The 15879-nt window shown below is 69.4% G+C and carries 8 protein-coding genes; all 8 read left to right on the forward strand.

All coding sequences use genetic code 11. From position 1 onward, the window contains the following. Positions 1-193: 193 nt before the first annotated feature. Positions 194-1705 (forward strand): sugar ABC transporter ATP-binding protein, encoded by a 1512-nt coding sequence (locus tag ACQEV1_RS20600; protein WP_433395264.1) that lies wholly within the window; start codon positions 194-196, stop codon positions 1703-1705. After that, positions 1705-2748: an ABC transporter permease gene (locus tag ACQEV1_RS20605; RefSeq protein ID WP_433395266.1), complete on the forward strand. Its 1044-nt coding sequence runs from the start codon at positions 1705-1707 to the stop codon at positions 2746-2748. The genes ACQEV1_RS20600 and ACQEV1_RS20605 overlap by 1 nt, the downstream gene beginning before the upstream one ends. Then, positions 2738-3769 carry an ABC transporter permease gene (locus ACQEV1_RS20610; RefSeq protein WP_285566263.1) on the forward strand — a complete coding sequence of 344 codons (1032 nt, stop codon included), beginning with the start codon at positions 2738-2740 and terminating at the stop codon, positions 3767-3769. Before ACQEV1_RS20605 ends, ACQEV1_RS20610 begins: the two co-directional genes overlap by 11 nt. 1 nt (position 3770) lies before the next feature. Then, entirely contained in the window at positions 3771-4841 is a 1071-nt protein-coding gene (rhaS, locus tag ACQEV1_RS20615; RefSeq protein ID WP_285620075.1) for a rhamnose ABC transporter substrate-binding protein, read from the forward strand. A 92-nt stretch (positions 4842-4933) separates the two neighbouring features. Beyond that, on the forward strand, positions 4934-6094 hold the full coding sequence (gene rhaI / locus ACQEV1_RS20620) for an L-rhamnose isomerase (protein ID WP_433395269.1): 1161 nt from the start codon (positions 4934-4936) through the stop codon (positions 6092-6094). Beyond that, positions 6082-9228 carry a family 78 glycoside hydrolase catalytic domain gene (locus tag ACQEV1_RS20625; RefSeq protein ID WP_433395271.1) on the forward strand — a complete coding sequence of 1049 codons (3147 nt, stop codon included), beginning with the start codon at positions 6082-6084 and terminating at the stop codon, positions 9226-9228. Before rhaI ends, ACQEV1_RS20625 begins: the two co-directional genes overlap by 13 nt. A 196-nt stretch (positions 9229-9424) precedes the next feature. Further along, the gene (locus ACQEV1_RS20630; protein WP_433395273.1) at positions 9425-12658 is read left to right on the forward strand and encodes a family 78 glycoside hydrolase catalytic domain; all 3234 of its coding nucleotides are present in this window, start codon (positions 9425-9427) and stop codon (positions 12656-12658) included. A gap of 25 nt (positions 12659-12683) precedes the next feature. Continuing rightward, positions 12684-15866: a family 78 glycoside hydrolase catalytic domain gene (locus ACQEV1_RS20635; protein WP_433395275.1), complete on the forward strand. Its 3183-nt coding sequence runs from the start codon at positions 12684-12686 to the stop codon at positions 15864-15866. Positions 15867-15879: the final 13 nt, after the last annotated feature.

Genomic DNA, 15879 nt, shown 5'->3' on the forward strand with positions numbered 1-15879 from the left:
AAGCGGCCGACGCAGTGCCGATGGTGACTTTCTCGTTATCTGTTCCGCATAACAGCAGCTCAGAGCCTTGATGGCCACGGAGGGTCAGGGGCGGGGGGCGGATCGACCCCTTGACGTAGCTCCCGGTCAGACTTAGCGTCCCGGGTCAACTTCGTTAAAACGTTTTTACATCGTTCACTTCCGGGAGCGAAGCATGAGCGAGCCGCCTCCGATCCTGGCTCTGGAGAACGTCGGCAAGTCGTTCGGCGCCGTCCAGGCCCTGCGGGGCGTGTCGCTCGACCTGCGCGGCGGCGAGATCCACGCGCTCGCCGGGGAGAACGGCGCGGGCAAGTCCACGCTGGTGAAGATCCTGGCCGGGGTGCACCGGCCGGACGAGGGCACCGTCCTGCTCGACGGGCGGCCGCGGGAGTTCCGCGGCCCCGGTGACGCGCAGCAGGCGGGTGTCGCGGTGATCTATCAGGAGCCGACGTTGTTCCCCGATCTGTCGGTCGCGGAGAACATCTTCATGGGCCGTCAGCCGCGGGCGAGTTTCGGGCGGATCGATCGTCGGGCGTTGCGTGCGGAGACGGCGAGGTTGTTCGAGCGGCTGGGTGTGGCGTTGGATCCGGACCGTCCCGCGCGTGGGTTGTCGATCGCGGACCAGCAGATCGTGGAGATCGCGAAGGCGATTTCTCGTGATGCCCGGGTGTTGATCATGGATGAGCCGACGGCGGCGCTGTCGGGTAATGAGGTCGCGCGGCTGTTCACGGTTTCCCGCACTCTTCAGGACCAGGGTTGTGCGCTGCTGTTCATCTCCCACCGGTTGGAGGAGATCTTCGAGATCTGCCAGCGGGTGACGACACTGCGCGACGGGCGGCTGATCGCCACCGAGGACCTCGACGGCCTCACGCCCGACGACCTCGTCCAGCGGATGGTCGGCCGCGAACTGGACACGCTCTATCCCAAGCAGGACACCACACTCGGCGACCCCGTGCTGGAGGTGTCCCGGCTGACCCGCGAGGGCGTCTTCACCGATGTGTCCTTCGAGGTGCGCGCCGGAGAGATCGTCGCGCTCGCCGGGCTCGTCGGGGCGGGTCGCAGCGAGGTCGCCCGCGCCGTGTTCGGCATCGACCGCTACGACGCCGGGGCCGTCATGGTCGGCGGTCGGCGGCTGCCGGGCGGCAGTCCCACCGCCGCGATGTCGGCGGGAATCGCGCTGGTGCCGGAGGATCGGCGTCAGCAGGGGCTGGTCATGGACGGTTCGATCGAGCGCAACATCGGTCTGACGCAGTTGAGCTCCCTGCGTCGCGGACCGGTGATCTCCCGGAAGGTCGAACGGGATCGGGCGGCCGACTGGGCGATCCGGCTCCAGCTCAAGTACGCCCGTCTCAGCGACACCGTCGGCGTGCTGTCCGGCGGCAACCAGCAGAAGGTCGTGCTCGCCAAGTGGCTGTCCACCGAGCCGGTCGCGCTGATCGTGGACGAGCCGACCCGGGGCATCGACGTGGGCACCAAGGCGGAGGTGCACCGGCTGCTGTCGCAACTCGCCGCCGACGGCCTCGCCGTGCTGATGATCTCTTCCGACCTGCCGGAGGTGCTCGGGATGGCCGACCGGGTGCTCGTCATGCACGAGGGCCGGCTCGCCGCCGAGATCCCACGGGACGAGGCGACCGAGGAGACCGTGATGGCGGCCGCGACCGGCCGTACCCGGGAGGAGGCGGTCTGATGGCCACGACCACCGCGACCACCGCCGCGGCCGGACCCGGCGACGCCGGCGGACGGCGCCTCGTCGACACCGTCCTGCGCGCCCGCGAGCTGAGCATCGTCGCCGCGCTCATCGTCCTCGTCGGAGTCACGACCGCCGTCAACTCCTCGTTCCTGTCGACGCAGGGCGTGAAGGACATCTTCCTGAACGCCTCGATCCTGGCGTTGCTGGCGGTCGGGCAGACGATGGTGGTGGTGACCCGCAACATCGATCTGTCGGTCGGGTCGGTGGTGGGGCTCGTCGCGTTCGCGTCGGGCAAGTTCGTGCTCGGTCATGACCGGAACATCGTCTTGGTGCTGGTGTTGGGCATGGCGATCGGTGCGGTGTGCGGGCTGGTCAACGGGGTGTTGGTCAGTTTCTTCAAGGTGCCGGCGCTGGTGGTGACGCTTGGGACGCTGTATGTGATCCAGGGCCTGGATTACTACTGGGCGCACGGGCAGCAGATCAACGCCGCGGACGTGCCGTCTTCGCTGCTGGAGCTGGGTAGCGGGAGTGTGCTGGGGATCCCGTATCTGCCGTTGATCACGCTCGTGGTGATGGTGGGTGTGGGGTACTACCTGCGTTCGTTCCCCTCGGGCCGGGAGTTCTACGCGATCGGTTCCAATCCCGACGCGGCGCGGCTGGCGGGGATCGCGATCCGCAAGCGGATCCTGACGGCCTATGTGGTCAGCGGTGTGCTGGCCGGGTTGGCCGGGGTGTTGTGGCTGGCGCGGTTCGGCACGGTGGTGGCGGATGCGGCGCACGGCTGGGAGTTGAAGGTGGTCTCGGCGGTCGTGGTCGGTGGTGTGGCGATCGTGGGCGGGCTGGGCAGTGTGTACGGCGCGGCGTTGGGTGCGTTGTTGCTGACCACGATCGGCAGTGTCCTGGTGGTGTTGAAGGTCAACTCCTTCTGGCAGGACGCCATCGCCGGCCTGCTGCTCCTCCTGGCCATCAGCGTCGATCGTCTGCTGTCCCTGCGCGTCACCCGCGCGCTGCGAAGGAGGAACGCCCGCCATGGCGCCTGACGCGTCCGCCAAGACCGCACCGGCTCTCCGTACCCGGCTGATCCGCTGGGACGTCATCGTCACGGCGCTGCTCATCGTGGTGTTCGTCGGCGGTTCCCTCGGCACGCCCGACTTCGCCACGAGCGACAACCTCTCCTTCGCCCTCGATGACCTGTCCGAGATCGCGCTGATCGCATTGCCCATGACCCTGCTGGTCGTGGCGGCCGAGGTGGATCTGTCCGTCGCCTCCGTACTCGGCATGTCCAGCGCGCTGCTCGGTGCCCTGTGGGACGCCGGCTGGGCGATCGAGACGATCGTCCCGCTGCTGATCGTCGTCGGCGCGGTCGCCGGGCTGGTCAACGGACTGCTCGTCACGCGGCTCGGGTTGCCGTCGCTGGCCGTCACGATCGGCACGATGACCCTCTACCGCGGGCTCGCCTACGTCCTGCTGGGGACCAAGGCGGTCGCGGAGTTCCCGCAGAACTACGCGGACCTGGCCACCAAGACCGTGCCCGGCACCCCGATCCCGTACCCCTTCGCGCTGTTCGTCGTGCTGGCCCTGCTCACCGCGGCGGTCCTGCACGCGACCGGTGCGGGCCGGGCGATCTTCGCGATCGGTGCGCAGGAGGAGGCCGCGTTCTTCGCCGGCATCCGGGTCAAGCGCATCAAGCTGCTGCTCTTCGTCATCTCCGGTGTGGTCTCGGCCTTCGCCGGAGTGATCTACACCCTGCGGTACGGCAGTGCCCGCGCCGACAACGGCCTGGGCATGGAGCTGGCCGTCATCGCGGCGGTGCTGCTGGGCGGGGTCGACTTCGACGGCGGCAAGGGCACCCTCGGCGGCGTCGTCGCCGGCGTCCTGCTGATCGGCCTGCTCCGCAACCTGCTCATGCTCCGCGACGTCGCGACCGAGATCCAGTCGATCGTCACGGGACTGCTCCTCATCGTCTCGGTGCTCACGCCGCGGATCGTGGCGGCGGTACGCGAGGCGCGGCGAATTCCCCGCGGGTCCCTCACCGCCTCCTCCTCCACGCAAGGGAGTTGACATGCTGAAACGTCCAATGGCGGCCGTGGCGCTCGTGGCCGCGCTCGCCGTGGGAGCCGCCGCGTGCGGCGGCACGACCAAGAACTCGACCGCGAAGGACGGCGGCAACGCCGCGACGAGCGGCAAGAAGGCCGACCCGAACGCCCCGATCAAGCAGAACCTGAAGCTGGCGTTCCTGCCGAAGCAGGTCAACAACCCGTACGAGACGATCGTCGACAACGCCGGCATCGCCGCGGCCAAGGGCTTCTACGCCCAGGCCAAGGAGGTCGGCCCGTCCGACGCGTCGGCGTCGTCGCAGATCTCCTACCTCAACACGCTGATCCAGCAGCGGCAGGACGCGATCCTCATCGCGGCCAACGACCCGAACGCCGTATGCGGGCCGTTGAAGCAGGCGATGTCGCGGAAGATCGCGGTGGTGTCGTATGACTCCGATGCCGCCAAGGAGTGCCGGGACGTCTTCATCAACCAGGCGAGTTCCGAGGAGATCGGGCGTAGCGAGATCAAGGTGATGTCGGACCTGATCGGCGGCAAGGGCAAGATCGCGATCTTGTCGGCGACGGCGAACGCGACGAACCAGAACACCTGGATCGAGTTCATGAAGGACGAGTTGAAGAAGCCGGAGTACTCCGGCATCCAGCTCGTCAAGGTCGCCTACGGCGATGACGATGACCAGAAGTCGTTCCAGCAGACCCAGGGTCTGCTCCAGGCATACCCGGACCTGAAGGGCATCATCGCCCCGACCACGGTCGGCATCGCCGCCGCGGCCCGTTACGTCTCGAGCTCGAAGTACAAGGGCAAGGTCGAGGTCTCCGGCCTGGGCACGCCGAACCAGATGCGCAAGTTCGTCAAGGACGGCACCGTGCACAAGTTCGAGCTGTGGGACCCGGGCAACCTGGGCTACCTCGCGGCGTACGCGGCCGCGGCGCTCGTCTCCGGGCAGATCACCGGCGCCCAGGGGGAGACGTTCAAGGCCGGCAAGCTCGGCTCGCGCACGATCGGCAAGGACGGCGAGGTCATCCTCGGCCCGCCGACCGTCTTCGACAAGAGCAACATCGACAACTACCACTTCTAGGACGCTCGGCGCGGGGGCGGGGCCGGTGGCCCCGCCCCGTGCGTCCGACGGCTTTCCACCTGGCATGAAGCTCGTAGGAACCGGGGTTTCTTGTGACCGACACAAAGGCCGTCAAAGCGGCACTGCGCACCCAGCACATCGAGACGCCGTCGTGGGCGTACGGGAACTCGGGCACGCGTTTCAAGGTGTTTTCGCAGGAGGGTGTGCCGCGTACGCCGCAGGAGAAGATCGATGATGCGGCGCAGGTGCATCGGTTCACGGGTGTGGCGCCGACGGTGGCGTTGCACATCCCGTGGGATCGGGTGGAGGACTACGCCGCGCTGGCCGTCTACGCCCGTGACCGTGGTGTGCGGGTGGGGGCGATCAACTCGAACGTCTTCCAGGACAACGACTACATGCTGGGCAGTGTCACCAACCCGGATCCGGCCGTACGTAAGAAGGCGTTGAACCATCTGCTGGATTGCGTCGACATCATGGACGCGACCGGGTCGCGGGACTTGAAGCTGTGGTTCTCCGACGGCACGAACTATCCGGGTCAGGACGACATCCGGGCCCGGCAGGACCGGCTCGCCGAGGCCTTGGCCGCCGTCTATGAGCGGCTCGGAGACGACCAGCGGTTCCTGTTGGAGTACAAGCTGTTCGAGCCGGCGTTCTACAGCACCGATGTGCCGGACTGGGGCACCTCCTACGCCCACTGCCTCAAGCTCGGGCCCAAGGCGCAGGTGGTCGTCGACACCGGGCATCACGCGCCGGGGACGAACATCGAGTTCATCGTGGCGTTCTTGTTGCGGGAGGGGAAGCTCGGCGGGTTCGACTTCAACTCCCGGTTCTACGCCGATGATGACCTGATGGTCGGTGCGGCCGATCCGTTCCAGTTGTTCCGGATCATGCACGAGGTCATCCAGGGCGGCGGGTTCAGCGACGAGATCGCGTTCATGCTCGATCAGTGTCACAACATCGAGCCGAAGATTCCCGGTCAGATCCGTTCGGTGATGAACGTTCAGGAGGCCACGGCCAAGGCGCTGCTGGTCGATGGGGAGGCGTTGGGTTCCGCGCAGCGGGCCGGGGATGTGCTGGGCGCCAACGCGGTGTTCATGGACGCCTACAACACCGACGTCCGCCCGCTCCTCGCGGAGTTGCGTGAGGAGATGGGCCTGGATCCGGACCCGATGGCGGCCTACGCCCGGTCCGGCTACTTCGAAAAGGTCCGCGACGAGCGAAGAGAAGGGCAGGCGGCGGGATGGGGCGCCTAGCACCGGTCCTGGCCGCCGCCGTACTGGTGGTCGCGGCGGCGCCGGCGGCGCACGCCGACACCGGGCTGCGCGTGTCGGACCTGGAGACCGAGCACGCGACGAACCCGATCGCGGTCGCCGCGGCCAAGCCCCGGCTGGGCTGGCTGCTCGGCTCCGCCGAGCGCGGCCAGCGGCAGACCGCGTACCGGATCGAGGTCCGTGCGGGTGGACACCGTGTCTGGGACTCCGGGAAGGTCGCCGGCGCGCGCAGCTACGACGTGTCGTACGGCGGGCCCGCGCTCAGCCCCGCCACCCGGTACACCTGGCGCGTCCGCGTCGCCGACGCGCACGGCCGATGGTCGCCGTGGAGCGGCACCGCCTGGTTCGAGACCGCGTTCACCGGCTGGCACGCGTCGTGGATCGGCGCACCGGCACAGGACTCCACCGCGCCGGACCTGACCGGCACGAACTGGATCTGGTATCCCGAGGGCGACCCCGCCACGAGCGCCCCCGCCGGCACCCGCTACTTCCGGCGCACCTTCGACCTGACGAGCGTGCCGGCCGGGTCGCGCCTGGTGATGACCGGCGACGACGGATTCACCGCGTGGGTGAACGGCACCGAGGTGGGCGGCCGCGAGCCCGATCCGAACCTGGAGAACTGGCGCCACCCCATCGTCGTGGACGTCACGGACCAGCTCCGTACCGGCACCAACACCATCGCCGTCGCCGACACGAACGGCAAGGTCAGCGCCGCCGGGCTGCTCGGCCGGCTGGAGCTGGGCGAACAGAGGATCGACACGGACGGCTCGTGGAAGGTCACCGACAAGGAGCCGTCGGGCGACTGGAAGGCGGCCGGCTTCGACGACTCGGCCTGGCCGGCGGCCAAGGTGCTCACCGCCTGGGGCGGGGCGCCGTGGGGAAAGGTGTACGCGGACGCGCCCACGCTGCCCGAGCCGCTGCTGCGCAAGGACTTCACCGCCGGGCCCAAGAAGATCGCCCGCGCCCGCCTGTACGCGGCCGCCGGCGGCTACGAGGAGCTGAGCCTCAACGGCCGTAAGGTCGGCGACGAGGTCCTCGAACCCGGCTTCACCCGGTACGACAAGCGCGTCGAGTTCGTCACGCACGACGTCACCGCGATGCTGCGGAGCGGCGCCAACACCATCGGCGCCCGCCTCGGCCGCGGCTTCTACGGCATGACGCAGCAGAACACGTGGAACTGGCACCAGGCGCCCTGGCACGGCGAGCCGAGGCTGCTCGCCCAGCTCGTCCTCACCTACACGGACGGCAGCACGCAGACGGTGGCCAGCGACGGCACCTGGCAGTACGCCGAGGGCCCGGTGCGCTTCGACTCCCTGTACGGCGGAGAGAACTACGACGCCCGCGCCGACCGGCCCGGCTGGAACACTCCCGGCTACGACGCCACGACGTGGCGACCGGCCGCCACACTGCCCGCGCCCGCCGGCGCCGTCGTTCCGGAGGAACACGAGCCGATCCGCGTCACGGACACCATCCGGCCCGTCTCGGTCACCAGCCCCAAGCAGGGCACGTACGTGGTGAAGCTGCCGGCCAACATCGCGGGCTGGGCGCGCATCCGCGTGCACGGCCCGGCCGGCACGACGGTGAGCATGAAGTACGGCGAGAAGCTGAACGCCGACGGCACCGTGAACTCCGTCAACGGCTTCGTCACCGGACAGTTCCAGACCGACCAGTACACGCTGTCCGGCCGGGGCACCGAGACGTGGGAGCCGCGCTACAGCTATCAGGGCTTCCAGTACATCGAGGTCACCGGTTGGCCGGGCACGCTGACCGCCGACGACATCGATGGCCGCGAGGTCCACTCCGACGTCCGCTCGGTCGGCTCGTTCGACAGCTCCAACGCGCTGTTCGACCGGCTGCACCAGATGACCCGGCAGACGGTCCTGAACAACTGGTACGGCATCCCGACCGACACACCGATGTACGAGAAGAACGGCTGGACCGGCGACGCCCAGCTCATGGCCGCCACCGACACGGACGAGTTCGACCTGCGCCGCCTGTACGAGAAGTGGCTCACCGACATCCGTGACAGCCAGGGTTCGAACGGCATCGTCCCCGGCATCGCGCCGGACAACGGCTGGGGACTCGGCTACTACGGCCAGGCGCCGCCGTGGCACGCCGCGTTCACCATGATCCCCTGGCTGATGTACGAGCGTTACGGCGACCGCGACACGCTGAGCGCCAACTACCCGGCGATGCGCAGGTATCTCGACGGCTGGCTGGCGACCTCCACGAGCGGCGTGTACGGCAGTTCGCTCAACGACTACCTCGCACCCGGGTACGGCGGGAACAGCCCGGAGGACCCGAAGCTGGCCGGTACCGCCTACACCTACGCCAACACGCTCGCGGTGGCGAACGCCGCGGAGGCACTCGGCCACCCGGACGACGCCGCCCGGTACCGCGCGGCCGCCGCGAAGATCCAGACCGCGTTCAACGACACGTTCCTGCGCGGCGACGCCTACGTGACCGGCTCGGACCCCGACTACCGGCAGACGAACGCGCTGCTGCCCCTGGCGTTCGGCATGGTGCCGACGGCGTCGGTGAAGGCGGTCACCGACCGGCTGGTCAAGGACATCACCGACCGCGGCGACCACCTGAACACCGGCGCGCTCGGCACCCGGTTCATCCTCGACGAGCTGACCAAGCGCGGCCAGGGCGAGCTGGCGTACCAGGTCGCGAACCAGCAGACCTATCCCGGCTGGGGCTACTGGGTGAACAACGGCGCGACCACGCTGTGGGAGCGCTGGGACCTCGACGCGCGCTCCCACGACCACGTGTTCCTCGGCGGCGCCGTCGACGACTGGTTCTTCACGAGCCTGGCGGGCATCTCACCCGCCGCGCCCGGCTACGACCGGATCGCGATCGCGCCACAGCCGCTCGGCGACCTGACGTACGTCGACGCGGCCACCCGCACGCCGCACGGCCGGGTGGCCGTGCACTGGAAGCGCGCCGGTGGGGTGCTCACCCTCAGCGTCGAGGTGCCGGTCGGGGCGACCGCCGAGGTCACCGTGCCCGGCACCGGACCGGTCGGCCTGCCACCCGGGGCGCGTCCGCTGGACGGCCGGCGGTACGAGGTGGGCTCGGGTTCGTACGAGTTCCAGGTGAGGAGCGTGCGGTGACGGACGATCCGCCCGAAGTACAGCGGTCGCTCCGACCGCACCTGCCGGTGGACGCGGAAACGGCCGCCGTCTTCGTCCGCTGAGGCCGGCACGTGGCCACAGGCCGGCCGCGGCGCGCTGCCACGCGCCGAGCCCGGCCGGCCGGTGGTCACATCGGGGCCCACATCCATGGCATAACCCCGAGGAAGAGATAACGATGCGCCTGGTACCAAAGTTCCGCCGACGATCGCTGCCCGTCCTGTCCTCCTACATCGTCGCCACCACCGTCCTCCTCACGGCCGGTGCGTCCGCCCTACCGGCGGACGCCACGAGCGCGAGCCGCGGTGTGGTCGGTCCCTCCGCGCCCACCGCCCTGGTCACGAACTCCCTGCCGGCGCCGATGGACGTGGACGCGGCCGGGGGCATCGAACTCGGCTGGCAGTCGACGCTGCGGCGCCAGACCGCCTACAAGATCGAGCTGACCAAGCCGGGATCCGGCACGCCGCTGTGGGACACCGACAAGGTCACCTCGGCACGTTCGACCGCGGTGCCCTACACGGGCCCGCGGCTCCGGCAGGGCGAGCGGTACTCCTGGCGGGTGAAGCTGTGGGACCAGGACCACCATCCGTCGAACTGGTCCGAGCCGGCGGTCTTCGGCACCGGACCGGGTCAGTGGGGTGACTCCGTGCCGATCTGGTCCGCCCCGCCGGCCGGCGCCAGGTGGACCGACTACCGGCTCGACGTCAAGCTGAAGATCACCCGCACCGCGATGGGGATCCAGTTCCGGTCGCCCGATGCCCGGAACGGTTACATGTGGCAGTTCCGGGCCTCGAACGCCAGCCAGCCGAACACCCTGGTGCCGCACACGCAGACCGGCGGCACCTACAAGGCCGGCACCGCCGTGCCCCTCGGTGTGGCCCTGGACGTCGGGACGGTGCACGCGGTCGGCATCGAGGCCGTCGGGTCGACGATCACCACCTCGGTCGACGGGAAGACGGTCGACCGACGGACGGACACCACGTTCGCCGACGGCGCCGTGGGCTTCCGCACCGGCGGCAGCGAGACCGGCGTCCTGGACGACGTCACCGTGACCAGCCTTGCCGCGGACAGCACAGGAAAGGTGCTGTACAGCAACGACTTCAACGACGCCCAGGCGTCCTTCCCGTGCGGCACCGTCGAGAACCAGGCGCTCACGATCGGCACCAGCACCGCCTGCCTGAACGCCGTCCTCACCAACGACTGGGCGCTGATGCGCCACGACTTCTCCCTCGAGCCGGCGAAGAAGGTCGCGTGGGCGTCGGCCTTCGCGACGGGCTCCTCCTTCGACTCGGCCAAGCAGTACGTCTACAAGATGTACCTCGACGGACGGTTCGTCGGCCTCGGGCCCACGCGTGCGCTGGGCAACGAGACCCGCTACGACGGATTCGACGTCAAGGACGCCCTGAGCAGACCAGGGCGGCACACCCTCTCCGCCATCGCCTACGCGTCGAAGGACCAGCGCTTCCAGGCGTATGTCATCGTGCGCTACACCGACGGCACGACGCAGACCATCGGCACCGGACCGGACTGGAAGACCCTCTCGGGCAACGAGATCTGGACCTCCACCGGCAGCATCGGGACCGGCTACTGGAGCATGCCCAGCGAGAACTTCTCCGCGGCCCACTACCCGTACGGGTTCGACAAGCCCGGCTTCGACGACACCGGCTGGTCCACGGCCGTGACGAAGAAGCCCTTCGACTCGCTGTCGCCGACGCCGTTCGCCAAGGTCCAGGAGCAGCTGCACGCCCCGGCGAAGATCGTCGACCTGGGCGGCGGCGACTACTTCGTCGACTTCGGCCGTACCTGGATGGGTGGCGCGCACCTCACGCTCGACGGCCGGGCGGGCCGACAGGTACGGCTCCGGTTCGGAGAGGAGACCTCCGCGCCGAACACCACGCGCTACCAGTTGCGCGCCGGAAACAAGTACGAGGACGTCCTCACCCTCCGCGACGGCGCCCAGACCGTCGACACCTGGGGCATGCGGGTCTTCCGGTACATGAACATCGTGGGCTCTCCGGTCCCGATCACGAAGGACAACCTGCAGGCGCTCGCGTCGGTCTACCCGTTCGACGCGTCCGCCGCACGGCTCACGTCCTCGGACCCGAACCTCGTCCCGGTCTGGCAGCTGTCGAAGAACACCATCGAGTCGGTCAACCAGAACTTCTTCACCGACTCCTGGACGCGAGAGCGCACCGACTACGAGGCCGACGCCTACATCCAGCTGCTGTCCAACCTCTACCTGACGGACGACCCGACGCTGGGCCGGTACTCGATCGACTACTTCGAGAACCACAGCACGTGGCCGACCGAGTGGCCGATGTACGTGATCAGCGCCGTCTACGACACCTGGCAGCGAACGGGCTCCACGGCGCAGATCGAGCACGCCTACGACACGCTCGTGCCCAAGCTGCTCGACAAGTACTACGACCCCGCCACCGGCACCATCGTGCGCTCCGACGCCATCGTCGACTGGCCGGAGGGCGAGCGCGACGGTTACCGGTTCACCGACCGGAACACCATCCTCAACGCCCTGGCCTACCGGAACTACACCGACATGGCGGTCATCGCCCGCCGGCTCGGACGCGACACCGACGCCGCGGGCTTCGAGCAGAAGGCCACGACGCTCCGGACCGCGCTGAACACGCGGTTCTACGAACCGAAGCAGGGCGCCTACGACGACGGTCTCAGCAAGGACGACGTCCCGACCGGTCACTACGCGGTCCAGGCGAGTGCCTTCCCGGGCGCCTTCGGGGTGCCCGCGGACAAGGCGCAGTACGACGCGCTGGCGAAGTACATCGTCTCCCGCGGCATGGCCTGCAGCGTCTACTGCTCGGGCTTCCTCCTCCAGGCCCTGTACAACGCCGGGCACGGTCAGGACGCGCTGAACCTGCTGACATCGTCGGAGACGAACAGCTGGCTGCACATGATCGAGCTCGGCGCCGGAGCGACCGGGGAGGCCTGGGACCCCGCCCAGAAGAGCAACATGACCTGGTCGCATCCCTGGGCCACGGCACCCGCCTACGTCATCCCACGGGACATGTACGGCATCCAGCCCACCTCGCCCGGATACGCGACGTTCCAGATCGCGCCCCAGACCGGGAACCAGGAGTTCGGCTCCGTCACGGTGCCCAGCGTCAAGGGCCGGATCGGTGTCGCCTTCCACACCGTGAGCGGTCGTTACGACCTCGGTGTCGCCATCCCCGGCAACACCACGAGCACGGTCAGCGTGCCGGTTCCCGGCACCTACTCCGGGACGACCGTCTACCTCGACGGCCGGCCGGTGACGGGCGAGCGCGCCGGCGAGCGCGTCGTCGTGCAGGTCGGCGCGGGCTGCCACACGCTCAGCACGTCGGCGTCCGCACAGGCCGGCGCCGACGAGAAGCTCACCGACATCTGCCGCACGTCGAGTTGACGATCCCGCCGAGAAAGGGACACCGATGCGAGTGGTAACGAGGTTCCGCCGACGATCGATCCCCGCCCTGATCTCCGTCGGCGTCACGACGGCCCTCCTCACCGGCCTGCCCGCCGGACCGGCGTCCGCGCGGACCGCCTCGCCCGTACGGGTGTCGGCGACGACGACCGAGCGGGCGACGAACCCGGTCGGGATCGACGCCGCCCGGCCACGCCTCGGCTGGCGGCTCGACTCGTCGGCGCGCGGACAGGCTCAGACGGCCTACCAGGTCGTGGTCTCCTCCAAGAAGGATGCCAAGGCCGCCGACGTCTGGGACAGCGGCCGGGTCGCGAGCGCGCAGTCCGTGGACGTGCCGTACGGCGGTTCCGCGCCGGCGTCCGGGCGGCGCTACTACTGGCGCGTCCGCGTCTGGGACGCCCAGGGCAGGCCGTCGGCGTGGAGCAAGACGTCCTTCTTCGAGACCGGCCTTGCCCGGCAGGACTGGACGGCCAAGTGGATCGGCAGCCCGGAGACGACGCCGAGCCTGACCGGCGCGCACTGGATCTGGTACCCCGAGGGCGACCCGGCGTCCAGTGAGCCCGCCTCCACCCGCTACTTCCGCCGTACCGTCGATCTGGGCTCCGGCGCGATCACCAAGGCGTCGTTCACCCTGACCGCCGACGACGAGTTCACCCTGTACGTCAACGGCACCCGCGCCGCGTCGTCACCGCAGGTCACGGACGGCTGGAAGCAGGGGCAGCTCGCCGACGTCACGTCCCTGCTGCGCCCCGGCGCCAACACCCTCGCGATCCAGGCGGTCAACACCTCCGAGAGCCCGGCCGGCGTGATCGGGCGGCTGCACGTCGAACGCGCCGACGGAGACCCGGTCGACTTCGTCACCGACTCATCGTTCAGGTCGGCGCAGAGCGCGCCGGACGGGTGGGAGAAGCCGGGCTTCGACGACTCCTCCTGGAGCGCCGCCAAGGACGCCGCCGCGTACGGCTCGGGGCCGTGGGGTAACCAGGTCGTCCAGCCGTCGCCGCCGGTGCCGTACCTGCGGCACGGGTTCCGGGTCGCCAAGCCGGTCGCGGCGGCCCGCCTGTACGTGACCTCGCTCGGCCTGTACGAGGCGCACCTCAACGGCCGGCGCGTCGGCGACGACGACTTCACGCCGGGCTGGACGGACTACAACAAGCGTGTCCAGTACCAGACCTACGACGTGACCTCGATGCTGCACCGCGGGGACAACGCCATCGGGGCGCTGCTGGCACCCGGCTGGTACTCCGGCAACATCGGCTTCGCCGGCACGCACGTCTACGGGCAACAGCCGTGGTTCCTCGCCCAGCTCCGCGTGGACTACACCGACGGCACCGCGCAGACGGTCGGCACCGACGACTCCTGGAAGACCACCGCCAGCCCCCTGACCTCGGCCGACATCTACCAGGGTGAGGTCTACGACGCGCGGAACGAGCGTGCGGGCTGGGACGGTCCCGGCTATGACGACTCCGGCTGGTCGGGGGTCGAAGTCGGCACCGTGACGCCGAACCTCGTCGCCCAGACCGGTCCGCCGGTCCGCGTCGACACCGTCCTGCACCCGGTCAAGCTGACGCGGCCCAAACCGGGCACCTACGTCTTCGACATGGGCCAGAACCTGGTCGGCTGGAACCGGCTGCGCGTGTCCGGGCCCGCCGGCACCACGGTGACCATCCGCAACGGCGAGGTGCTGAACACCGACGGCACGCTCTACACCGCGAACCTGCGCGGCGCCGCCGACACCGACCGCTACACGCTCAAGGGCGGCGGCGCCGAGACGTACGAGTCGCGGTTCACCTACCGCGGCTACCGGTACGTCGAGGTCACCGGCTTCCCAGGCACGCCGACCCTGTCGTCGGTCGACGGCGTGGTCGCGCACGCCGACGCGCCGCCGAACGGCACCCTGACCACCTCTGACCCGCTGGTCGACCAGATCCAGCACAACATCGTGTGGGGCCAGAAGGGCAACTTCTTCAGCGTCCCCACCGACTGCCCGCAGCGCGACGAGCGGCTCGGCTGGACCGGCGACATCGCGGCGTTCGCGCCGACCTCGACGTTCAACATGGACGCCGACACGTTCCTGGCCAAGTTCACCACCGACCTGGCCGACGACCAGACGGCCGACGGGGCGTTCACCGACGTCGTTCCCGCCGTGTCCGCGGGCTCGGGCACGGCCGGCTGGGGAGACGCGGGCGTGATCATCCCGTACACGCTGTGGCAGCGCTACGGCGACGTGCAGGTCGTACGCGACCGCTACCCGGCGATGAAGAAGTGGATCGACTACCTCAAGGCGCACAGCACCGGGCTGATCCGGCCCGCCCAGGGGTACGGCGACTGGCTCAACGTCGGTGACGACACCCCGCTCGACCTGATCGGCACCGCGTACTTCGCGCACTCCACCGATCTCGTCGCGCGGATGGCGGACGCGATCGGAGACCACGACGCCGCGGCCGCGTACCGGACCCTCTGGGGACAGATCCGGGACGCCTTCGACGCCAAGTACGTCAAGTCCGACGGCACGGTCGGCGGCGGCAGCCAGACGGCGTACGTCCTCGCGCTGTCGGACGACCTGCTGCCCGACGCGCAGGTGACCCCGGCCGCGGACAAGCTGGTGGCCAACATCGCCGCGCACGACGGGCACCTGACCACCGGCTTCCTCGGCACCGAGGAACTGCTGCCGACGCTCACCCGTACGGGCCACAACGACGTGGCGTACCGGCTCCTGCAGCAGAAGACGTTCCCGTCCTGGGGCTATGAGATCGGCCGGGGCGCGACCACCATCTGGGAGCGCTGGGACGGCATCAAGCCGGACGGCACGTTCAACGACCCGGGCATGAACTCCTTCAACCACTACGGGCTCGGCTCGGTCGGCGACTGGATGTACCAGAACATCGGCGGCATCGCCCCGGCGTCGCCGGGCTACCGGAGCGTCGTCATCCACCCGAGGCCCGGCGGGACCCTCACGAAGGCGTCGGCGACCTACCGGTCCGACTACGGCGAGATCGCGAGCCGCTGGTCGGTCTCCGGAGGCCGGTTCACGCTCGACGTCACCGTGCCGGTGAACACGACCGCCGAGGTGTGGGTGCCCGCGGCGAACGTTTCCGACGTCACCCGGGACGGCGCGAAGTTCGTGCGCACGCAGGACGGCGCCGCCGTGTTCACCGTCGGCTCCGGCCACTGGCACTTCAGCGCCTGACCCCCGCTTCGTC

Source organism: Actinoallomurus sp. CA-142502 (genome assembly GCF_050936355.1).
Classification (GTDB): Bacteria; Actinomycetota; Actinomycetes; order Streptosporangiales; family Streptosporangiaceae; genus Actinoallomurus; species Actinoallomurus iriomotensis.